The following is a 23,163-nucleotide window of genomic DNA, read 5'->3' on the forward strand; positions in this document are numbered from 1 at the left end:
AATAAGAGCGGGGGTTATTTGTCATTGCAAAAGAAAAGTACTGGGGGAGAGTATGTGTATGGTAGATTAGAGGTACCGTTCTTCAGACCAGTGAAGGGGATGAGCGATGTGAACCATTTTACTTTGGATGATATACACAGCTACAGTAAAGATATAGGGAGTATTCTGAGCCATGCCACGCTATATGAACGCATTGAGGATGAGCAGCGCATCCAGCTTCCCAACGTGCTAGGAACAGGCACAATCGAGCGGATGCAAATTCGAGCAGGGATGGAGATCATTATCTCCGATGTCGAGCTGTCTCAAAATCTATCCGCACAAATTGAGGAGACTTCCGGCATTTTTGAACTGAATTATTTTTTAAGCGGAGAAGCCGTATGCCACTTCCATGATCAGCAAGTAACGATTTTGGAGCCGATGAGCAATGTTTGCTTTTTTCAAGATATGGAAGTGCGTATTGAAACAAAAGCGAACACACGCTGCCAGCTTGTAGAAATTCGCATGTCGCCTGAAAATCTTCTTCATTATTTTGATCGGGAAGCGGATAAAGAAGCGATTCAACATATATTGCAGATGAAAAAAGGGCTGATCCAGTCCTACCAGCTGTCACCCATGATCAAAAAATGCGTCTATGAGATTCTGCATTGTCCCTATAAGGGGGCGTTGAAAAAGATTTATTTCGAAGCGAAGGCTATGGAGCTAATCAACCTCTTTTTTCAAGAAAATGATCTGTTATATCCAGCGATTGAGCCTTCTTTGCCAAGAGGTGACGTAGAAAAATTGAAGCAGGCAAAAGATATCGTTCTACGTCACATTGATGAGCCCTACTCCATTAAAACGCTCGCGAAAATGGTCGGATTGAATGAATACAAGCTAAAGATCGGCTTCCGGCAGCTGTTCGACACGACGATTTTTGGGCTAATCAGAAGAAGGCGGATGGAAAAAGCAGCCTGGCTCCTGGAAAGGGAAGGGGTCAATGTCAGCGAGGCAGCTGTACAGGTTGGGTACAGCAACGTGAGTAATTTTACCGTAGCTTTTCGGAAGCAGTATGGCTGCAATCCCAGTGAATATTTAAAAAGGGTCAAATTCTTTTCACAGTGATCTTCGGTTACGGAGGTCTTTTTTATATAGTCGACTCGAAATGTCTACTTCTACAGGTAAAAGAATTCCCTTAGCAGGTAGCAGAAAAAACGAGTGATAATTATTATCAGTGGTATCGGGAGCATGTAAGGCATCCATTTTTATTGGGAAAGAGGGTAAAAAAGCATGGCAGATCTACGCGCTATGGGAGAAAAAGAGAAATGGTCTACACTTATGTCGCAATTGGTTCGGGAGCGAAGGACGATTCGCAGCTTCTCCGAGCACCCCTTATCACAAGAAATCGTAATGGAGCGGCTCCAAGCGGCTGGGCAATCCGTTTTTAACGAAAAGGGAAAGCTCCCCTGCCGCTTCGTATATATCGCCAGTCGAGAGGGGAAGGAAAAGGCTGTCTCTCTCATCATGAGTGTTTACGCCGAGCACAAGCTGTACAAATGGCTGCCTAGCAAGGTCGGGCAGATGATGGCAGAGAGAATTATCAGCATCCCTGCTTTTCTCGTTGTCGTTCAGGAAATGGAAGAGAGCGAGGAAATGTGTGAACGAGACTATGCGTCGATATGCGCGATGCTCCAGAGCTTCTCCTTGCTGGCGTGGGACTGTGGGATTGGACTCGTATGGAATACAGAGCCGTATATGCGAAACCAGTCATTTGCTACAGATATGGGTTTGCAGCAGGGAGAACGTATTGTCACGATCCTGTTCATGGGAAACTACGAGCGAATACCAAAAGGCAAGCAACGTACGCCTGTTATGAAGAAAATCTCATTTTTATAAAGCAACAGCAGGAGGGGGCATGATGAACATGATTTCTTTATTCCAAGATACACGTGCAATCAGAGATTTTACGGATGAGCCTGTTCCAAGGCATATCATCATGAGTATTCTCGATGACGCGGTATTGGCACCGAATCACCGATTTCGGGAGCCGTGGCGATTTATTTACGCAGAAGGGGAAGGCAAGCAGAAACTGGCTACCAGTATCGATTGGAAGCAGCATCCACGACTTGTGAATACGATGGTCCAAGCACCGCTTTGCTTGATCGTGACGGCCAAAACAAGTAAAGACGAACACATCGCTACGGAAGATTTTGCAGCCGTATGCTGCCTGATTCAAAATATTCAGCTGCTCAGCTGGACGCATGGCTTGGGTATGTCGTGGAACTTGGGTGACTACAGTGGCTGGACCGAATTTATGAAGCTGGCAGGGATTCAGGAAAATGAGCAGATTGCCGGGATTCTCTCACTTGGTTTCTTTGCCCATATTCCGGAAAAGGCAGCTCTGGTTGGGATAAGTGGCAAAGTAGAGGTTTGGTAGTATCCACTGCGCTATCAGGTAGGAAATCGTCATGGAAAGGAGGATGGAAGGTGAAGTTTATTCCAATGGAGGGACAACCGATTTACAGGGTCAGCTCCTCATCTTCCTACACAAATGTCCTCGTATTGACGAAGAAGCTCGAGGACGTATTGAAAAAACAACAGCGGTTCGGACTCTTGCTAATACAGGAAATAACTTGGGGAGAAAAGTACACGGTTCTAGAATCCCGGGATATACTCACGAGTTGGTTATGGGAGCATAACACAGAGATGAGCATGTATTGCTTGGGGCTAGCGATCGTCATCTCGAATCAAAAGGAGCCGATTTTGTATGGGTATCCGAGAGCTGTTTTCTATAAGGAGGAAGACGCACTGGAGTGGCTGCAGCTTCAAATCAAATACTATGGAAACAAGTGGGCATTAACGAACTTCTAATCGTGGATTGTGATCATAAAATAACCTTTATCCGCTCATCCTACTAGTAGCAGTTTCCTTCCAGCAAATTTCCTAATATGGTACACTGTCATGTGAGTGTCAGGCGTTAACCATTCCTAATTATCAGGTGGTACATTCATGCGTTCAATATGGCAGATTTACAAAACAGATTGGCTTAACATTTTCAAAGTACCGACGGGCATCTTTTTGATCATCGCGATCATTCTTCTTCCTTGCTTATATGATTGGGTCAATATTAAATCGGTTTGGGACCCGTATGCCAATACGCAAGGTGTGAAAGTGGCTGTAACAAGCGAGGATCAGGGAACGACAGTCGCAGACAAACAGATCAACATCGGCGATGAGCTGATAAAAAGCTTGAAAACGAATGAAAAGCTGGGCTGGACCTTCGTGACCAAGGAGCAGGCAGAGCGTGGCGTCGATCGAGGCGAATACTATGCCAGCATCCTGATTCCGTCTGACTTTTCCTCAAAAATTACAGGAATTATTAACGGGAATCTGGAACGACCCGAGGTCATCTACACCGTAAACGAAAAAGTGAACGCGGTTGCCCCGAAAATCACTTCCTCGGGTGTATCCGCGATTACGAAGCAAATCAACGAGAATTTTACGGAAGCAGTAAGTACTGCACTATTGACGAAGCTTACGGAGATCGGGATTCAGATCGAGGAACAGCTGCCGACCATTCGCAAAGTCGAAAACGGCATTTTTACACTGGAGAAAAGACTCCCCGAGATACGGGCGGCAGGTCAGAAGGTTTTGGAGCTGGAGAAAAAGCTCCCTGAGATTCATGACAAGGCACAGATTATCATTGAAGTGGAGAAAAGGATTCCTGAGATAAATCGAGCGTCAGAGCATGTGCTCCGCATTCAGGAAAACTGGCCGCGCATCAATGAGGCTGCCTCGGTCATTATATCGCTGGAGGACAAGCTGCCCGTGATCCATCAAGCGGTCGCGCGCGTTCAAGAGCTGGATCAAGGCTTCGACAAGGTCGCAAATGCGATCACTCTCGGAACGGAGAAAGCGAGTCAGGCAATTGAAATTGTTTCTGCTGCTCAAAATGCTTTGCCCAAAATCGCTGATCTAGCGGAAAAAGGTACGGACGTTGCGAATCAGGTGAACGACTTTTTGAAGACACATGATGGGGCGTTCGAGACGATTGCGCCTGTGCTCAAGCAAAATTTGGTGCTGGCACAGCAAGCAGCTGATGCGACCGCCACACTCACCGACAAACTGCTGCAAATGAATCCGTCCCGTTTGCCAACTGCCGACGAAGTAAACGCAGTGAAGGACAGACTTGTAGGCGTAGAGAAAGTGCTTGCGCGCACCTCGTCCTTGCTTGACCGATTAAACAGCTATATTCCGGGACAGCCACTCACCAATCAATTGGAGCGCCTGCAAGCAATCCAGCAAAAAGTGACGCGGCAAATCGACATTCTCGGCGCGATTGCTGGTGCTTTGGAAGCGGGCAAGACACCTGCCAAAGACTTGGTGGATGCACTGAATCAGCTCTCTAAGGAAACGAGTACCGGACTCCAAGATATTCTCTCCCGTTACGACAGTGAAATCGTTCCTCGAATCGAGGAAGGGATTGAAAGAATGAAGCAGCTGACGAGTGATGCCTCCGCGAATCTTCAAAAGCTGGTTGATCGTCTCCCGGACATTGAAGCGATTCTAGCCGATACAAAAAGCGGCCTGGAATTTGGGCTTGCGGAGTTGAAGCGGATTGAGCAGGAGCTGCCGCGAATTCGTACGAATGTTCACGAGCTGGCGCAATCGCTGCAAAGCAAGGCTGATGCTTTTGAAAAAGCAATCAAAGTCGCAGCACCATTCCTGCGTGAAAATTTACCGGAAATCGGGAAAAAGCTCGATGAAGCTGCAGCCTTTATCAAGAATGATCTGCCTGGTGCCGAGCAGGAGCTCACCAAGCTCGCAGATTTTGTGCGCTACAAGCTCCCAGAGGTGGAGACGGGAGTTCATAAGGTAGCAGGATTGGTTCGAGATGATCTGCGCACATTGGAAAAGGCAATTGGGCAAGCAGCAGACAAGCTGAGAGAGGTTGAAGCGAACAATAACTTCGCCGATCTGGCCAAGCTGCTGCGCGGCGATATCAAAAAAGAGAGCGAGTTTCTCGCAAGTCCTGTTCAAATCAAGGAAAATCGCAAATACCCGATTCCAAACTACGGTTCTGCGATGTCACCGTTTTATGGTGTATTATCCCTATGGGTTGGCGCTACACTGCTGATTTCTTTGCTGAAGCCTGATGCGGATAATCCGGATGGGCGCTACAAGCCTTATCAGCTTTACTTAGGCCGCTTGGGTACCTTTATGACGATCGGGCTTTTGCAGGCGCTATGCGTCACCCTTGGTGATTTTTACATTCTGGACGCCTATGTCGCCGATAAGCTGCCATTTGTCCTATTCGCCATGCTGGTCAGTATGGTTTTCGTCACGATCACCTATACGCTATTGTCCGTTTTCGGCAATGTCGGAAAAGGGATTGCGATCATTTTTATGGTGTTCCAGTTTTCCAGCTCGGGCGGTACATTCCCGATTAGTATGACAGCGCCCTTTTTCCAAGCGCTCAATCCGTTCATGCCGTTCACGTACGCGATTAGCTTGCTGCGTGAAGCAGTAGGTGGGATTTTCTGGGAAACGGCCATTCGCGATATCCTCTGCCTGGTCGGATTTATCGGATTAAGTCTGTTTGTAGCACTTGCCCTGAAGCGTCCGCTAAGCGGATTGATCAAGAAGTCGACGGAGAATGCGAAGAAAACGAAGATCATTGCCTGAGAGAGTACAGCGATGTCCCCTCTTTCTAGCGAGAAAAGCCACCTTTTCGTACAGGTGGTTTTTCGTTTTCCTCGCGAGTCCATTTTGAGCTGAGATGTGTGCTTTTACGGAAAGTACGATTCCCACACCTGTGCAGAAGCCCCCAGCATTATGGCGTTTTCTTTTAACATTCCTTGGCTGAAGGTGACATTGTCTTTGTCCAATAAATAGGCATGGGCGGTTTCGATGACTTTTTCATAGTAATTCGGGTACTCATAGATCAACGAACCGTTTACAATCACTAATTCCGAGTGAAACAAATTGACAATATTCGCCAGCCCTACCCCGAAGTATTCTGCGGATTTCATGACGATATCTTTTGTAAGCTGATCCCCCTGCTTCAAAAACTCAATCACGTGATCGATTTGCGCGTTTTCCTCTAGCTGGAGCGAGGGCTGCTTTTGCTGGAGCTTCTTGAGGATGGCGTAGGGAGACGTATAGGAGATTAAGCACCCTCTTCTCCCGCACGTGCACATGGGACCGTTGATATCGATGGTCATGTGTCCGTAACCGCTCATCCCTTCCTTTACCTTGATCAGCTCACCATTGGCAATGACCCCACATCCGAGTCCCCTGCTGCTGATACAGTAAAGCAGATTGTCAACGGGTGGAGACATGTGCTTGAATTCGCCCAAAGCAGCCATATTTGCTGCATTTTCCAAAACAATGCGTACAGGAAACGCAGCTTGAAGCATGTCGACGATAGGAACATCATCCCAGCCAGGCGCAAGAGATGACTCAATATGAACGATGACCCCCTTTTTCCGATCCAGCGGTCCAATCGTTCCGATGCCGATGCCAAGGAGCTGGTCCAGCTCTATGCGATGCTTCTCCATGAAAGCGTAGATCGTTTCTGTAATTTTGGGGACGACGACCTGTGGTGTGTGCATGGACGTCATCAAAAAGGTCTTTTGTTCAATCAGTTGAAAACGCAGGTCGATCAAGCCGATTTTGACTTCTAGACGAGAGACCTGCAAGCCGATGAAATAACCGCAGGCTGGCTCGATCTGATACAAAACAGGCGGTCTCCCGCGTTCAGCATGGAAGATGGTATGCTCTCGAATGTACTTGTGTTGGACGAGCTCCTGAATGGTTCGTGCCAATGTCGTTTGTTTTACATTTGATTTCTCCAAAAGCTCTGCTCTGGAAATCGGGCCGTGCTGATAGATGAGCGAATAAATCATTTTTGGCAAATGATTTTTCGGATCGGTATCTTGAATAAATGGTTTAAACATCGTTATCACCTACGTAAATTATACCAGCAATCACTTGTTTTGCTTATACGGACGCATGATTTGTTTCCGGGAGCTGGGCTTTTTCTGCTATGGTAAAGTTACGCTTCATGAACCAGACAGCAAAAGCGAAAACGACAGAGACGAATCCAAACAGTAGTGCCCCCTCCCCCCATTGATACAGGACTCCCCCAACTAGCGGACTGACCGCAATACCGAAAAAACGGAAGAAATTGTAGATTCCAACCGAGGTCGCACGTTCCTGTGAAAAGGTTCTGGATAAAAGCGTAGTCTGGACAGGCAAGGATAAGCCCAGAAACAAACCGAACAAAGCACTACATAGGACGACGAGAATAAACGAAAACTCCGCACTGACGATACTGAGTACAATCGCTGCTACATTCAGCGATGCTGTCCCAATCATATAGCGAAAAATATTGATTCTTTCCATGAGCTTTCCGCCAAAAAAGCTGCCAATGACAATACAGCACGAAAGCGGCAGGAAAGCGAGTCCCTTTTGCGCTACGGTCAATCCATAGCGTTCCACGAGAATTTGCGGAAAAAAGACCAGGTAGGTGAAAAACGTGTAGTACTGAATAAAACCAAGCAAAATGATCGATATGCCGATTGGATGGCGAAGGATTTCTTTCACGACGGCAAGCCGGAAGCGGTTGCTTACGCCTTGCAACGCCTTGGTTTCTTTTGTAAAAGCGATATTCGCAAGCAGAACGAGTACCCCCATGCCAAGTAAAAAGGTAACTAATCCGTGGTAACCACCAACGCCCCATATCACCCCGCCTAAAACGGGACCAAGTACCGGTCCGAGAGAAACAAGCATTTGATAAGTACCCATCGCCCGGCCAAGCGCTGCTCCCTTGCACAAATCGCCGATTACTGTAACAGCAATTACGGACCCGGATGCGATCCCAGCCGCTTGCAGTCCACGAAATAGCAGAAACTGCTCGATGGTAGTGGCATAGCTACAGCCGATGGTAGCGAGGACATAGAGCAGGATGCCAGGCAGTAATACCTTTCGTCTGCCCAGAGCGTCAGTCAAAGGACCATACACGATTTGCATGATCGCTAACGTAAATGTGTAGATGGAGAGACTGAAATTCACGAGCAGCTGAGGGGAAGCAAAATACTGCGCCACCTCGGGAAGGATGGGCGCATAAATGGACTGACTGAACGGGCCGAGAAACGCTACAAAGGAAACGACGAAAACGATAAGTGATCGATTCAATGCAAGCATCCCTTTCTGAGAATGAATGGTTATTTATTTTTATCCAAAACGGATATAAATATCTTGATTTATTTTACGCTCCAGGTGTGTGATGTGCAAGGAATAAAGCGATAAAAGATTGACGTGGAGAGTAGCAGGCAGCATTGGTGGAGAATTTTTGTTGCATATTTTATCTATTTTGGTTAAAAAGATAGTTGGCTGCATTTTCTGTCTCTGTACGCAAAAAAGCGAACTATCTGATGGAGATAGTCCGCAACGATCCTTTTTGTAATTACACGACGCCTTGAGCAATCATGGCATCGGCTACTTTAATAAAGCCCGCGATATTGGATCCTACGACCAAATTGCCTGGGTGACCGTATTCCGCAGCAGCCTTTACACTGTTACGATAAATCTTTTCCATGATCTCATGCAATTTCGCATCTACTTCTTCGAACGACCATGACAGTCTCATGCTGTTTTGAGCCATTTCCAGTGCCGATACGGAAACTCCCCCTGCATTGGCTGCTTTTCCCGGTCCAAACAGAACGTCGTTTGCGAGGAACAAATCAATCGCTTCCAGCGTAGAAGGCATGTTTGCGCCTTCTCCGATCGCTTTTACTCCATTGGCAATCAGGATTTTGGCGGAATCAACATTAATTTCATTTTGCGTCGCACATGGGAGCGCGATATCACAGGGAACCGTCCAAATTCCAGCGCATCCAGTATGATATTCTGCATGTGGATGTTCCTTGATATACTCGGAGATTCGCTTGCGCTCCACTTCCTTGATACGCTTCACGGTTTCGAGGTTAATGCCGTTTTTATCGAAAATATAGCCGTTGGAATCGCTGCATGCTACCACGCTTGCGCCCAGCTGGATCGCTTTTTCCATAGCATAGATGGAAACATTGCCAGAACCCGATACGACTACGGTGCTTCCTTTGAAGCTAAGCCCTTTGTCCTTGAGCATTTCCTCGACGAAATACACAGCTCCATAGCCTGTTGCTTCTGTTCTCGTCAGGCTGCCGCCGTATCCCAACCCTTTTCCAGTAAATACGCCTGCCTCGAAGCCGCCGCGAATTCGTTTGTATTGTCCAAACATAAATCCTACCTCACGCGCCCCTACGCCGATATCTCCAGCGGGTACGTCGACATCAGGACCGATATGTCTGTAGAGCTCGGTGAGAAAGCTCTGGGTGAAGCGCATGATTTCGCCGTCAGATTTACCCTTAGGATCGAAATCAGCGCCGCCCTTTCCACCACCAATAGGCTGACCAGTGAGAGAGTTTTTAAAAATTTGCTCAAAGCCTAAAAACTTGATGATGCTGCCGTTCACAGAAGGGTGAAAGCGAATGCCGCCTTTGTAAGGACCGATGGCACTGTTAAACTGTACACGGAAACCGCGATTGACCCGCACCTTACCTTGATCATCTACCCAAGGGACGCGAAACGTAATCATGCGCTCCGGCTCGGAGATGCTCTCCAGAATTCCGTGCTCCATGTATTTAGGCTGCTTCGCAAATACAGGCACGAGAGAGTCAAAGATTTCTTTGATCGCCTGATGAAACTCATATTCCCCTGGATTCCGTTTCCTTACAGCCTCATACACATCGTGCACATAATCTTTTGCCGCTTGCAGTCTGTCTTGATCGATCTCTTGTACAGTAGCCAATTTGCTCACTTTCTCCACTCTCCCCTTGATCTACTTCTGTATATATAGTCAACAGTGACGCTATGTCGGACTCATTTTTGCTTTCTTGCATGTATTTTATTATTGAAAATTAATCGAAACAATATGAAAATTAGATCAGAATCATGCCGGAATTAGATGAATGGAAAAAGGATGTGACAGCCGTGGAATTGCGACAAATTCAATACTTTATTGAAGTTGCCAAGCGAGAACATGTAACGGAGGCTGCAATCGCTCTGCACGTAGCGCAGTCTGCGGTGAGTCGACAAATTGTGAATCTGGAACAGGAGCTTGGCGTGGATTTGTTTATTCGTGAGGGGCGAAACGTGAAATTAACGCCAATCGGCAGTATGTTTCTGGAGCATATTCAGCAAGCAATGACGGTGATCGAGAATGCGAAGAGGGAAATTGAGGAGTGCCTGGACCCGAATAAAGGAACGATTCGGATCGGTTTTCCGAGTAGTCTGGCTTCGTATACGTTGCCGACAGCGATCTCTGCTTTTCGCAATTTGTATCCGTCTGTGAACTTTTTGCTCAAGCAAGGCTCGTATCACTATTTGATTGATGCAGTTAAAAAAGGCGATATCAATATGGCGTTGCTTGGTCCACTGCCAAAAGACGAGAAGCGGATCAAAGGGGATATTTTGTTTTTGGAGCATATCGTAGCGCTGCTGCCTAACAACCATCCGCTTGCGGACCGTCCAGCTCTGGAATTGGGTCAGCTGCGTAATGAATCTTTTATTTTGTTTCCCGAGGGCTATGTTTTGCGTGAAATCGTCGTAAATGCCTGTCAACAGCTCGGCTTTTACCCCAAGGTGTCCTTCGAGGGTGACGATATCGATGCGATTAAAGGGTTGGTTGCCGCTGGTCTGGGCGTGACGCTGATTCCGGAGATTACGCTCGTGGACAGCATCCCGCGCTCTACGGTAAAAGTACCGGTGATTGAGCCCCGTGTGACGCGTACTGTCGGAGTGATTATTCCGACGGAGCGCCAGCTACTGCCGACGGAGAAGCTGTTCCATCAGTTTTTAAAGGACTTTTTCACCGTGTTGGACCGTTTTCATAAATAGAGGTAAAGACGTTGGGAGATCCTGAAATAAGGGATCTCTTTGTTTTTTGGATTGTGCATCAGGGAAAATTAGCATATGCTGTGTGACATGTTGATGTATGTTTGCTTTGAAGGAGTGTGTAGCCTTGAACATTGACGTAGATAGCTTTAAAAACCTATCTGATTACGACAATATTTTAGTAACCGATGAGAACGGCACGATCATTTTTTACGATCTGGCTGATTTGAGTGTTCTGAAAGTACTTGGTTTTCGGCCTGAAGAGTTTATGGGGAAGAATGTCACCACATTCTATAGAGACCTTACTCATGAAAACAGTACAGTCATGAAGGTGCTGAAAACAGGGATTGCAGTGTGCAACGTAAAACAAGAACTGGTCAATAAAAACGGCGATCCGATCATCAGCGTCAATTCGACATACCCACTCAAAGAAAACGATAAGATTATTGGAACGATCGAATTCTCCAAGCACTTTTTTACAAAGGAAAACATCCAGTCACTCGAAAAATATGCCGAGCATAAGATTTTTCGGAAAAACAATACGATCTATACCATCGATAATATCATTACTGCTAACACAAAGATGGAGGCAATCAAGAAGAAGATTGAGAAAATCGCGAAAACAGGCTCAACCGTATTGATTTATGGGCGGACAGGCACAGGGAAAGAAGTAGTTGCGCAGGCAATACATAACTTGAGCGATCGGTATGAAAAACCATTTATCTCTTTAAATTGTGGCGCTATTCCGCTAACCTTGTTGGAAAGCACTTTGTTCGGTACGACAAAAGGGAGCTTTACAGGCGCGGAGGATACAGCAGGCTTGTTTGAGCAGGCAGATGGCGGCACGCTGTTTTTAGACGAAATCAATTCCTTGGATATTAATTTGCAAGTAAAGCTGCTGAAGGCCATCGAGGAAAAAACGATCAGGCGAGTAGGTGGCAGTAAAAATATCAATGTCGATATCCGTGTGATCTCGGCAACAAACGAAGACCCGGATCGGCTGGTCGAAGAGAAACGACTGCGTGAGGATTTGTTTTATCGACTGGGTATCGTACAGATCGATTTGCCAAACCTGGAGGAGCGACAGGAGGATATTGAGATTCTTTTGGACTATTACATCCGTTTTTATAACAGCAATATGAATATGTACATTGAGAGTGTTCAACCAGATGTGCTTCTATGTTTTAAACGGTACACATGGCCGGGGAATATCAGAGAGCTGAAAAATGCGATTGAAACGGCCTACAACAACGTCAGCTCCAATCAAATCACACTCGACGATATTCCGCGCAGAATTCGCAACTACGCTGGAGCGCCTATGAATGATCATACGGTAAGCAAAGGGCTTACGTTAAAGGACGCGGTCGACGAGTTTGAGAAGGGCATTATCGTCAGTGAGTTGAAGCTGACGGAGGGCAAATTAGCAGAAACAGCGCGTAGGTTAGGGCTTTCCAAGCAATCGTTAAAATACAAAATGGACAAGTATCAATTAAGGTAAAGATTTTTTTACGACAGAGGGGGGGAATTTTCCCCTCTCTTTTTGTTTTGCGAAACGATGTATGCTTGTTTTGCAAAGGTTCACAAGATCTTAATAATTGGCACATAACTTGCTTAAATAACAATTATGTGAAAATGTATCCCTTCCAAGCATCATGAGAAGTTTATTAGCAACTAGCAAAGAAAGGCGTGAAGCATGTATGAACAAAAGCTTTCGTGACACCCTCGTTTTGGGCTTTGCCCTCTTCGCTATATTCTTCGGTGCCGGTAACCTGATTTTTCCACCAGCCATTGGACTCGTTTCTGGGACAAACTGGGTGACTGCCTTAATCGGCTTTGTTCTTACCGGAATTGCTCTACCTCTTTTAGGTGTCATCGCGATTTTAAATGCAGAAGGAAAATTCGAGATGCTAACGAGGCCAATCAGCCCGTGGTTTTACAAGTTTTTTAACACCGTAATGATGGTCGGAATCGGTATGTGCGTGACGATTCCACGTATGGCTGCAACTACCCATGAATTGGGAGTGAAAACGCTGTTTCCTCAAGTACCATCATTCGTAACGATCCTCCTCTTCTTTGCTATCAACTTTTACTTTGCTATGGATAGATCCAACGTTGTTGATAAAATCGGCAAGATCTTGACTCCCGTCCTCGTCGTTATCCTGCTCTTTATCGTAGGAAAAGGTATTTTTGACCCGATTGGTGTTCCGATCACGACTGAACTTGCGAATCCTTTTTCAAACGCTTTCATTAACGCTTATCAAACCGGTGACGTCATGACTGCTCTCCTGTGTGCGCCCATCTTTATCGCGGCGATTGCCGGATATGGATATACAGACGCTCGCAAAATGAGGAAGATGGCCATTAATGGAACGCTGATTGCGGGTCTTGGCTTGTTGATTGTATACGGAGGTTTGCTGTATCTGGGTGCTGCGGGCAGCGGTATGTTCCCGAACAATATTGAAAATACAGCGCTTGTGACAGGTCTAATTCAAATCATGCTGGGGAATTTCGGAAGTATCGCTCTCGCCGTAGCGATCGTTCTCGCTTGTCTGACTTCAGCCATCGGTGTTACCGCTGTTACTGCAGATTTTTTGAGCAAGCTAACTAACCATAAAGTGAGCTATCGCATTTGGGCGCTCATCATTTGTATCGCGGGCGTGGCTGTTGGCTCTCTAGGTGTCGATAAAATCATTAACTATACCATGCCATTGTTTCTGGCTCTGTATCCTGTTTCCATCGTCATCGTGTTCCTTGGAGTTTTTCGCAAATATATTCCAAACGCGGGTGCGTATAAAGGCTCTGTCCTTTTGACCCTGATTGTCAGCGTGATTGAAACATTGAATACGATTGGCCTTCCGATCAGCTTTTTAGAAAATCTCATTGCCAAGCTTCCTTTGAGTGCTGATGGTTTCTCCTGGTTAATCCCGGCCATTGTCGGCTTTGTAGGTGGAGCCTTGATTCACAACGCAATGTCTCGTAAACAAGATAATGAAAACGCTTTGAATCCTGTGCGCGAATGATGAGCAGGTAAATAAAAGGAGGACTATAACATGAGTACCAATCAAAAAGGCGACGTAGTATTTTTCAATGGACAAATCTTCACCTCCAATCCAGAACAACCGTATGCAAGCGCGATGCTGGTACGTGACGGACGTATCGCGTGGATTGGCGAGCAAAAAGAGGCAGAGAACATGGAAGGCGAGCGTGTAGACTTGAAAGGTCGTCGCGTGCTGCCGGGCTTTATCGATGCTCACCTGCATCCCCTGTATCTGGCAGATGCCGAGAAGCAAATTGCATGTACATTCCCGCTCGTAAACTCCATTGAGGACATTATGGCAGAAGTCCGCAAGCAACGGGACATTCACGGAGCAGATGCATGGATTCGCGGCTGGGGTTATGACGAGGGAAAATTGACAGAAGGACGAGCTCCTACCCGCTGGGATTTGGACAAAGCGTCTGCGGATGCACCGGTCATCATCACGCGTACATGCGGTCATATCGCCGTAGCAAATAGCCGGGCTTTGGAGCTGGCTGGTATTACAAAAGATACCCCAAGCCCAGCAGGCGGAAAAATCGACAAAGACGCAAACGGAGAGCCAACAGGTGTATTGCGTGAAAGTGCCAAAGATTTGGTTCAAAAGATTATGCCTGCACAAACGCTCGAAGACAACGCAACGCTGCTCGCGGAGCTGAGTCCAAAATTGTTCGTGCACGGTATTACCGGAATCACCGATTTGATGGGAAGAACCGAGCCGATTAACTACTTGGATATGTACAATGCAGCTGTCGAAAAAGGACTCAAGCAGCGTACCGTGTTGTATTGCATGTGGGGAGATTTAGAAAAGAATCCGCAAATGACAGCGGAAGAGAAATGTTCGACCAATCAGATTCATATTGGCGGAGTGAAGCTGTTTGCAGATGGCAGCGTCTCGGGGCAAACAGCTTGGGTCGATCCGCCATTCCTGGGTGAAGAAGAAAACTACGGAATTTCTACTACCTCTGAAAAAGAGCTGCTGGATGCCTCCGAGTTCGCAGAGCGTCATCAAATTCAATTGGTTGTGCATGCGATGGGTGAGCAGGCAATTGACCAAATCATTAACACGTTTTATGGCAAAAAGGGTTGGATCGCAGATGCGCCTTCAATCCGCATTGAGCATGCCGCTATGCCTACCAAGCAAGCCATTCAACGGGCAGCAGAAATGGGCGTCGGTTTTGTTCCACAGCCAATCTTCTTGTTTGCAGAAATCGAGAGCTATTTGAACAATCTCGGATCAGAAAGAACAAAAACAACCTATCCAGTTAAAACCATGCTGGAAGCCGGCATTAAAGTAGCGTTCTCTTCTGACGCACCAGCAACGGCATGGGCTGATCCGGTCAATCCTTTTGTTGGACTAAAAGCAGCGGTAACGCGTACAGCATACAACGGTACCGATACAGGCCAGGACCAGCGTGCGGATGTGGCAACTGCGATTGGGCTGTATACGCGGGCAGCACAGGAAATGACCAGAATTCCGGATGTTGGACAGCTAAGGCCTGGTTACCACGCAGACTTCATCATTCTCGATCAGGATATTTTGACGATTGCTCCTGAGAAAATCGATCAGATCACAGTGGAAGAAACGTATATGGGTGGACAATTGGTTTACAAAAAATAAGCCAAGCCAAGCCGTTAGTAGTCTTGTGTATACAACTACTAGCGGCTTTTTCGTTTCTCCAGTTACTGCGCCATGTCGTTACGCACTTTGCACAGCGAGTGCCAAATGATGTTCACATCTTCTGCAGCAGTTCGCCAATTGCTAAAGGCCGCTCGAATGGCAGGAATTCCTTTATAGATGGTAGGCGTCATAAAGACATCGCCATCCTGCTTCAAGAGATGGAGAAAATGCTTGATGTCATCAAAAGTGATTGCTTGGTCCTGTTGCTTGAGTGTAAAGCAGACAACATTGAGCCTTGTTGGCGCGACCAGCTCAAAATGTTCGTCTCGCTCGATTTTTTCAGTCAACAGCCGCGCCATGGCTACATTTTCCTCGACGATTTGTTGATAGCCACGACGTCCGTAAGCTTTTAACGTAAACCAGGCTGGCAGGGCGCGGAAACGTCTGGAGTTCTCAGGCGTCAGGTGGGCAAACTCAGGCTGGTCGATCGCGTTTCCTAAATAAGCAGCATTGTTTTGAAATACCTCTACTTGCAGTGATTTATGCCGCGTAAATTGCATGGCGGAGTCGTAAGGAACATTCAACCATTTATGCGCGTCGATGGTAATAGAATCCGCCAGATCCATCCCGGAGGTAAGGTGATTATACGCGGGAGAGCAAGCCGCAAAGCCACCGAACGCAGCGTCAACATGGAACCAGAACGAGTACTCCTGTTTTAATTGTCCAATTGCCTGCAGGTCATCGTAATCGACGGAATTCACTGTTCCGGCATTCGCTACGACCACACAAGGCGAATCTTTATTTTCCTCCAGGAACGCGCGAAGCAGCGCGATATTAACAGCCTCCCGATGGTCGAGACAAGGAATGAGGTGCATGCTTTGTCTGCCCATCCCGAGCATGGATAGCGATTTGTAGATGCTGGAGTGTGGGGTGCCGCTTACGACTTTGATTGGCGGCAGCTGGTACAAGCCCTGTTGGGCAATATTGATGCCCTGCTGATGAGCTGCCCACTGTCTGGCCTGTGCAAGTCCGACGAAATTTGCCATGGTTGCCCCGCTGACAAAAGCTCCACTGAATTCCTCGGGGAGACAAAACAGCTCGCGGAGCATGGAAATCGCTTCCAATTCTACTTGTCCCGCAGCGGAATCCTCGATGCCTGACAAATTTTGATCGTATACACTGACTAACCAATCCCCGACAACCGAAGCAGGTGTAGCACCGCCTGTCACGAATCCTAAATAGCGAGGGCCAGCGCTGCCGCTTAATTGCTTTGCATAGCTCGCTTGAAATTGCTCCAGTGCCTCCAGGGCGCCGTATCCTTCTGCGGGCAAGCCTGCAGGCAAAATTTCTTTGGGGGCAATAGCCGCAGGATGAGAATCAATTTGCTCAAAAAAACGTTCTGCCTCCAGTACTATCTGGCCGAGAATTGCTTTTATATTTTCACTATCTGCTATCATTTTTTTCACCATAATGCTTCAACCCCTCTACCGATTTTGTACTAGTAAAACAAACAACAGCTATAACAGTACACCTGCGAATAAAACAGTTGGGCAAAAGGAGGGGGATTATGTATTTTCCGATCAGTCGCACAGGCAAACAATCGATTTCTTCCCAGATCGCGCAAACGATGATGGAGAGAATCGGTTCAGGGATGTATAAGGAAGGAGAGCCGCTGCCCTCTGTCCGCCACCTGGCAAAGGAAATCGGGGTAAGTGTCGTTACGGTAATCAAAGCGTACCGGATCTTGGAGCAAAAAGGATTTACCGTAACGCAGCATGGCAAAGGCACGTTTATTACGCGACCGAGTACGAGGCAACAGCCCACAGCAGCTCCTGTTTTTGAATGGCAAACAGCGGTTCACGATTACAGTGGCAGGTCGATGTTTGGTCAGCATCAGGCACGTTCGGGCGAGCCTGATTTCCCCTTTCATGCAGCCGCCTTGTCGGAGGAGCAGCTTCCTTTGAACGCGCTTCGCCGCGCCACTGAGCAGGCTGCACATGATCCGCGCTCGTTTGTCGGTTATTCTTCTCCGCTCGGAGATGAGGACTTGCGTGAGGCGGTGTCGGCGTATTTGCAAGCTGTCGGTGGTGGTGTTCACGCATCCGAGCTGATGATTACAATTGGCTGCCAGCAAGGGATCGATCTCGTTGTCCGTACCTTTATTGGAGCTGGAGATGTTGTTCTGATAGAGTCTCCTACGTATCCAGCGGCACTTGATTCGTTTCGTTCGCGGGGTGCCCGTATTGTCCAGATTCCATGCGATCAGCAGGGGATACGTATGGATTTGCTGACACGTCTCTTTGATGAGCAAGCGCCAAAGCTGATGTACCTCATCCCCACAGGTCAAAATCCTACAGGCAGGGTGATGGACCTCGCGACGAGGAGAAGCATATTGGATTTGGCGGAGAGCTTTCATTGCCTGATCGTTGAGGATGACCCGTGGTCGGAAATTTATTATGAACGACAGGTACCGCCAAGTATCTATAGTATGGATCAGAAGGGACACGTCATTTTTTTAAAAGGATTCAGTAAAACGCTTGCCCCTGGGTTGCGTCTGGGCTGCCTTGCCGCAAAAGGCTCCGTCTTTTCACGGCTGGCGAGTGTCAAAGCTATTGCTGATTTATCTACGCCACTTTTTAATCAGCGAAGCTTTCTGCACCTGCTACAAGGTATTTCACTGGCGGACTATTATGATTCTATCCGGCTACAGATGACCAAAAAGCGTGAGATTGTTCAGCAGCTTCTGCAAAGGCATGCCCCGACTAGTGTGAAGTGGGAAGCTCCGCAGGCTGGTCCGAATTTTTGGCTGCAAACGGCTGGCAATACAGATGCATTATTTATAGAGGCAAAACGAAAAGGCATCTCGTTCTTGCCTGGTTCAAGCTGCTTTGTTGACTTATCGGGGTCTCATTTTTTGCGAGTGGGCTTTGGGGCGACGCCGCTTGTGAAATTGGAGACAGGTATTGCGGCACTAGGTGAACTGATAGCAAATCAAGAGAAAGCAAAAGAAAGTGAACAATAATTGATTTTTCTAAAAAGTATTACTATAATCGGTTGTGGCAAGGGAATTCCTTTCTTTAGGAGAGATGAAGCTATGAAAATTTCAAAGGAACAAGCTATTCTCAACATGTCTCCCCATCATGCGCCAGTGACACGAATTCACTCTGGGAACCGTGTCGTTTTTGAAACATGTGATTGTTTTAGCAACCAGATCGAAAGTGAAGACCAGCTTTTTAGTTCGATTGGCTGGGATTTGATTAACCCGGCTACCGGTCCGTTGTATGTCGAGGATGCTGAGCCTGGGGATATTCTGCGTGTCGAAATTGTTGATATCCAGATTGCCGATCAGGGTGTCATGACGGTTGCACCAAAGGAGGGTGTACTCGGTGACTTTATAACCAAGGAAAAAACAAAAGTGATTCCGATCCGAGACGGCAAAGCACTCTTCAATGAAAAAATCGAGATCGATGTCAAACCGATGATTGGCGTGATTGGCACTGCTCCTGCCAAGGAAGAAATATCTACGGGAACACCGGGAGATCACGGTGGCAATATGGATTGCAAGCGAATCGTCAAAGGCTCCGTCCTGTATTTACCAGTGAATGTTCCGGGGGCTTTGCTGTCTATGGGAGATTTGCATGCGGTCATGGCGGATGGCGAGATTGTGCTTTGCGGATTAGAAATACCAGGGGAAGTCACCGTAGATATTGGTGTGATAAAAGGACTGAGCTTGCCGTTGCCTATGCTCAGTGAAGGCGAGCATGTGATGACAATTGCTTCCGCCCTTACATTGGAAGAGGCGGGGAAAATGGCGACTGTTCATATGCATCGCTTTTTGGTAGAGGAGGTAGGAATCCCGAGCGATGAGGCGGGTATGCTGTTATCTCTCGTCGGTGATTTGCGCATATGTCAGGTGGTCGATCCGCTGATGACTACGCGTATGGAGCTGCCCAAATGGGTACTAAAGCAATACGATTATCAGTTAAAATAAATTTGTGAAATAATATGTAATTATTTGTAACGAGAGCCTTTTTACGAGGCTCTTTTTTTTGTACTTGTCCAGCAGTATCAGCGCAAGTATTGGCTTTTTGTGAGGATTGTAAACGCCGTATGAATATGATGTGGTTCTTGTTAAGAAAGGCGTTTTATGGAGGTTTATGTAGGATATTCCCGAAATTAATTACGGTTATTACTCGAATAGAGAAGGTGAGGCCTCCATGATCGAATTCAAGCAAGTAGGCAAAACATATCCAAATGGCGTAACGGGGTTAAAAGATATCAATTTATCCATACACAAGGGTGAATTTTTGGTGATCGTAGGTTTGTCTGGTGCTGGTAAATCCACGCTGCTGCGTTCTATCAACAGACTGCATGAGATTACTACGGGAGAAATCCTGATTGATGGAAAATCGATCACTGCAGCAAAAGGCGAGAAGCTGCGCATGATGCGAAGAGATATCGGAATGATTTTTCAAAGCTTTAATCTGGTGAAACGATCGACGGTTTTGCGCAATGTTTTGTCTGGCAGGGTAGCCTACCATTCAACTCTGCGCACCTTGTTTGGGATGTTTCCGGAAAAGGACGTGCAGCTGGCGCTACAGGCGTTGGAGCGGGTCAATATCAAGGAAAAGGCGTATACGCGGGCGGATCAATTATCTGGTGGTCAGCAGCAGCGGGTGTCGATCGCCCGGGCACTGGCGCAAGAAGCCAAGATTATTTTAGCAGATGAGCCTGTGGCCTCCCTCGACCCGCTGACAACCAAGCAAGTGATGGATGATCTGAAGCGAATCAATCTGGAGCTGGGGATTACGACAGTGGTCAATCTGCATGACATTGATCTGGCGAGGGAGTACGCGACCCGGATCATCGGGATGAGGGCAGGCGAAATTGTATTTGACGGGTCTGTATCAGAGGCGACGGATGAAACATTTATGGGCATATACGGTCGTTCGTTGCGCGCTGCCGATAACCACGATTTAGAGGTGAGCAACCTATGAATCCAACGGCTCTGCGGCCCCCTTCTAAAATGAAATCGTATCTAAATGTGCTTCTCTTGCTCGTTCTGCTCATCGGCAGCTCCTATCAGACAGATGCCTCGTTGATTTTGCTCCTGACAGGGACGGGGGAGATGGGCAAACTGCTTGCAGAAATGTTTCCTCCTGACTGGTCTTATCTGGATGTGATCTGGAAGCCGATGATGCAGACGGTACAGATGGCGATTGTCGGTACGACGATTGGCGGGATCATGGCTATTCCCTTGGCGTTTTTTGCCGCAAATAACGTATTTTCGTCAAAGCTTTTGCACACGGTATCACGGTTTGTTTTGAACTTGATTCGTACTGTGCCTGAGCTATTGTTTGCTGGTATTTTTGTCGCTATTTTTGGCCTCGGTCCATTTGCTGGCGTGCTCGCGATCACCTTCTTTTCCTTTGCTCTGATATCAAAATTGACTTACGAATCGATCGAAGCCATCGATCGCGGGCCACTGGAAGCGATGACTGCGGTAGGGGCGAATAAGCTCCAGTGGATACATTTTGGGATTACTCCGCAGGTTATTGCTCACTACATTACCTTTTTTCTGTATACGTTTGAGGTAAACATCAGGGCGGCTGCGGTACTTGGTCTTGTAGGCGCGGGTGGTATCGGGCTATTTTTGGATCGGTCCTTGAATCAATTACGGTATGATCGTGCGTCGATCATCATCATCGCTACGCTGGTGATCGTTCTTGTTATTGATTTTGTCAGTTCCAGAATCCGGGAGAGAATGCTATGAAACAAAATAATCGAAAACAGGTACGGATACATAGCGGGCTCATTACAATTTTGCTGATCCTGGTCTATGTATGGGCGTTTTCCGGATTGGAGTTTAACGGGATTCAGCCAACTGCAGGTGAGATTTCACAGTCGATCTTTCGCGGGATGATTTATCCTGATTGGGGTTATGTGTATTTGCCAGAAGGCGAGGATTTGCTCAGAGGGCTGCTTGATACGTTGGCAATCGCCATTTTGGGTACGTTCATTTCAGCGTTACTCTGTGTGCCATTTGCCTTTTGGGCTGCCTCCAATATGAGCAAGCATAAGTCGATTCATGGATCAGGTAAAATTTTTCTGAGTTTCATTCGTGTGTTCCCCGAGATTGTTATGGCGATTATTTTTATTAAGGCAGTCGGGCCGGGATCATTCGCCGGTGTCTTGGCTTTGGGGCTGCACTCGATTGGGATGCTGGGCAAATTATACTCGGAGTCCATTGAAAATTTGGATATGGGCCCGTCGGAGGCACTGACCGCGTGTGGGGCAAATCGTCTGCAAACGATCTGGTATGCCGTGATTCCACAGGTGCTGCCTCATTTTTATTCGCTGATCTTGTTCCGTATTGAGATCAATGTGCGCTCTGCCTCTATTTTGGGAATGATCGGAGCGGGAGGGATTGGAACGCCGCTCATTTTCGCTCTGGAGGCACGTTCGTGGGATCGGGTCGGAATCATTTTGCTTGGGATTATTGTTACGGTGACACTGATTGATATATTATCTGGTTACATTCGCAAAAGAATTGTGTGAGCTTTTTATACGAAGCGGATACAAAACAAAAGACCGTCGCTGCCAATTTGGCGCTGACGGTCTTACTCTTTTTGCTATTTGATTTCTTGTCCGACTGCTTTCGCATAGTCACGTACTGGTGCGAAGTTTTCGTCTTTTCCTACAACATAGCCTTTGTGCGTATAAATTTCGTCGATGACTTTTCCGCCTTCTGGATCCTTGGCGATTTCGATGAACGCGTCTTGAATTTTCTTTCTCCACTCTGGAGACATGTCAGGACGTACAGCTACTGTGTCGTTTGGAATTGGAGCGGTGTAGTGCAGGACTCGCGTTACGTCAAATACGTCTGGCTTGTCTTTTTTCACAGTGTTGCGCGCATCTTCAAACACAGCTGCTGCGTCTACCTCACCGTTCAGTACAGCGAGAATGCCTTTGTCGTGGCCTTTGATGGTGATCGCTTGTACGTCTTTTTCAGGGTCTACGCCGGCTTTGCTCAGCTCAGCTGCAGGGAATACGAAGCCTGCCGAGGAGGTCACGTCTTGCCAAGCGATTTTCTTGCCTTTTAAGTCAGCCAAGGATTGGATAGGAGAATCTTTTTTAACGACGATCATGGCACGGTAGAAATCGACCAGATCCTTGGTTGGCTTGCCTGTTCCTTCCTCTACACCAAAACGCTGTGCTTGCAGGAGAAGATCGGCTGAACCCTTCACGTCATGGGCGAGTACGTAAGCATTTGGAGGCAAGAAGCCGATATCGACTTGCTTGGATGCCATTGCTTCAATGATTGTGCTGTAGCTGGTAGAAACCGAGACTTTTACAGGAATACCGAGCTTGTCTCCCAGCAGTTTCTCCAGTGGCTTTGCTTTTGCTTCCAGTGTCTCTGCGTTTTGAGACGGCACGAATTGCACCTTCAATTCAGTGGGAACATAGCTGGTTCCAGATGCAGTGCTGGAGCTTGTCCCACATCCAGCCAAGCCTGCAGCCATAACAAGAGCCATACCCATTGTTGCTACCTTTTTAAACATAGTCTTCTTCCCTCCGAAGATGATTCGTTTGA

19 protein-coding genes are annotated in these 23,163 nt (G+C 47.2%); 14 read left to right on the plus strand and 5 right to left on the minus strand.

Annotated features, from left to right (window positions below; genetic code table 11):
- Positions 1-24: 24 nt before the first annotated feature.
- The 5 genes from SB752_RS21725 (at position 25) to SB752_RS21745 (ending at position 5,661) form a co-directional block, all read left to right on the plus strand.
- Complete coding sequence (locus SB752_RS21725) at positions 25-1,101, plus strand: helix-turn-helix transcriptional regulator (RefSeq protein WP_410717628.1); 1,077 nt, start codon at positions 25-27, stop codon at positions 1,099-1,101.
- Positions 1,102-1,266: 165 nt separating this feature from the next.
- Positions 1,267-1,872, plus strand: coding sequence for a nitroreductase family protein (locus SB752_RS21730; protein WP_410717629.1), 606 nt, complete (start codon positions 1,267-1,269; stop codon positions 1,870-1,872).
- Between the two features lie 19 nt (positions 1,873-1,891).
- The gene (locus SB752_RS21735) at positions 1,892-2,413 is read left to right on the plus strand and encodes a nitroreductase family protein (RefSeq protein WP_410717630.1); all 522 of its coding nucleotides are present in this window, start codon (positions 1,892-1,894) and stop codon (positions 2,411-2,413) included.
- Between the two features lie 50 nt (positions 2,414-2,463).
- Positions 2,464-2,847 (plus strand): hypothetical protein, encoded by a 384-nt coding sequence (locus SB752_RS21740; RefSeq protein ID WP_410717631.1) that lies wholly within the window; start codon positions 2,464-2,466, stop codon positions 2,845-2,847.
- A gap of 138 nt (positions 2,848-2,985) precedes the next feature.
- Positions 2,986-5,661 carry a YhgE/Pip family protein gene (locus SB752_RS21745; protein ID WP_410717632.1) on the plus strand — a complete coding sequence of 892 codons (2,676 nt, stop codon included), beginning with the start codon at positions 2,986-2,988 and terminating at the stop codon, positions 5,659-5,661.
- A 104-nt stretch (positions 5,662-5,765) separates the two neighbouring features.
- Here SB752_RS21745 and SB752_RS21750 read toward each other — a convergent pair whose 3' ends face one another.
- The 3 genes from SB752_RS21750 to gdhA all read right to left on the minus strand — a co-directional run bounded on the left by SB752_RS21750 (position 5,766) and on the right by gdhA (position 9,829).
- Positions 5,766-6,935 carry an ROK family protein gene (locus SB752_RS21750; protein WP_410717633.1) on the minus strand — a complete coding sequence of 390 codons (1,170 nt, stop codon included), beginning with the start codon at positions 6,933-6,935 and terminating at the stop codon, positions 5,766-5,768.
- A 43-nt stretch (positions 6,936-6,978) separates the two neighbouring features.
- Positions 6,979-8,175 (minus strand): MFS transporter, encoded by a 1,197-nt coding sequence (locus SB752_RS21755; protein WP_410717634.1) that lies wholly within the window; start codon positions 8,173-8,175, stop codon positions 6,979-6,981.
- A 271-nt stretch (positions 8,176-8,446) separates the two neighbouring features.
- On the minus strand, positions 8,447-9,829 hold the full coding sequence (gene gdhA / locus SB752_RS21760) for an NADP-specific glutamate dehydrogenase (protein ID WP_410717655.1): 1,383 nt from the start codon (positions 9,827-9,829) through the stop codon (positions 8,447-8,449).
- A 182-nt stretch (positions 9,830-10,011) separates the two neighbouring features.
- On the opposite strand from gdhA, the gene gltC reads away from it, so the two are divergent.
- The 4 genes from gltC to SB752_RS21780 all read left to right on the plus strand — a co-directional run bounded on the left by gltC (position 10,012) and on the right by SB752_RS21780 (position 15,569).
- The gene (gene gltC, locus SB752_RS21765; protein WP_103104945.1) at positions 10,012-10,917 is read left to right on the plus strand and encodes a glutamate biosynthesis transcriptional regulator GltC; all 906 of its coding nucleotides are present in this window, start codon (positions 10,012-10,014) and stop codon (positions 10,915-10,917) included.
- A gap of 124 nt (positions 10,918-11,041) precedes the next feature.
- Positions 11,042-12,412 (plus strand): sigma-54 interaction domain-containing protein, encoded by a 1,371-nt coding sequence (locus SB752_RS21770; protein WP_410717635.1) that lies wholly within the window; start codon positions 11,042-11,044, stop codon positions 12,410-12,412.
- 199 nt (positions 12,413-12,611) lie between these two features.
- On the plus strand, positions 12,612-13,934 hold the full coding sequence (brnQ, locus tag SB752_RS21775) for a branched-chain amino acid transport system II carrier protein (protein WP_410717636.1): 1,323 nt from the start codon (positions 12,612-12,614) through the stop codon (positions 13,932-13,934).
- A gap of 30 nt (positions 13,935-13,964) precedes the next feature.
- Positions 13,965-15,569 carry an amidohydrolase gene (locus SB752_RS21780; protein ID WP_410717637.1) on the plus strand — a complete coding sequence of 535 codons (1,605 nt, stop codon included), beginning with the start codon at positions 13,965-13,967 and terminating at the stop codon, positions 15,567-15,569.
- A gap of 62 nt (positions 15,570-15,631) precedes the next feature.
- Here SB752_RS21780 and SB752_RS21785 read toward each other — a convergent pair whose 3' ends face one another.
- Positions 15,632-17,038: a pyridoxal phosphate-dependent decarboxylase family protein gene (locus SB752_RS21785; RefSeq protein ID WP_410717638.1), complete on the minus strand. Its 1,407-nt coding sequence runs from the start codon at positions 17,036-17,038 to the stop codon at positions 15,632-15,634.
- Between the two features lie 98 nt (positions 17,039-17,136).
- Here SB752_RS21785 and SB752_RS21790 point away from each other — a divergent pair, with 98 nt between their 5' ends.
- The 5 genes from SB752_RS21790 to phnE (SB752_RS21810) all read left to right on the plus strand — a co-directional run bounded on the left by SB752_RS21790 (position 17,137) and on the right by phnE (SB752_RS21810) (position 22,127).
- A complete protein-coding gene (locus tag SB752_RS21790; RefSeq protein WP_410717639.1) occupies positions 17,137-18,591 on the plus strand; it encodes an aminotransferase-like domain-containing protein in 1,455 nt (484 codons plus the stop codon).
- Between the two features lie 72 nt (positions 18,592-18,663).
- Positions 18,664-19,560, plus strand: coding sequence for an acetamidase/formamidase family protein (locus SB752_RS21795; RefSeq protein WP_410717640.1), 897 nt, complete (start codon positions 18,664-18,666; stop codon positions 19,558-19,560).
- A 226-nt stretch (positions 19,561-19,786) separates the two neighbouring features.
- Positions 19,787-20,566: a phosphonate ABC transporter ATP-binding protein gene (gene phnC, locus SB752_RS21800; protein WP_410717641.1), complete on the plus strand. Its 780-nt coding sequence runs from the start codon at positions 19,787-19,789 to the stop codon at positions 20,564-20,566.
- The gene (gene phnE / locus SB752_RS21805) at positions 20,563-21,342 is read left to right on the plus strand and encodes a phosphonate ABC transporter, permease protein PhnE (protein WP_410717642.1); all 780 of its coding nucleotides are present in this window, start codon (positions 20,563-20,565) and stop codon (positions 21,340-21,342) included. Before phnC ends, phnE (SB752_RS21805) begins: the two co-directional genes overlap by 4 nt.
- Entirely contained in the window at positions 21,339-22,127 is a 789-nt protein-coding gene (gene phnE, locus SB752_RS21810; protein WP_410717643.1) for a phosphonate ABC transporter, permease protein PhnE, read from the plus strand. Before phnE (SB752_RS21805) ends, phnE (SB752_RS21810) begins: the two co-directional genes overlap by 4 nt.
- A 74-nt stretch (positions 22,128-22,201) precedes the next feature.
- On the opposite strand, the gene SB752_RS21815 is transcribed toward phnE (SB752_RS21810), so the two are convergent.
- Positions 22,202-23,131 (minus strand): phosphate/phosphite/phosphonate ABC transporter substrate-binding protein, encoded by a 930-nt coding sequence (locus tag SB752_RS21815; protein ID WP_410717644.1) that lies wholly within the window; start codon positions 23,129-23,131, stop codon positions 22,202-22,204.
- Between the last annotated feature and the right edge of the window lie 32 nt (positions 23,132-23,163).

Origin of the sequence: Brevibacillus sp. SIMBA_040 (assembly GCF_046535075.1) — a bacterium.
Taxonomy (GTDB): domain Bacteria; phylum Bacillota; class Bacilli; order Brevibacillales; family Brevibacillaceae; genus Brevibacillus.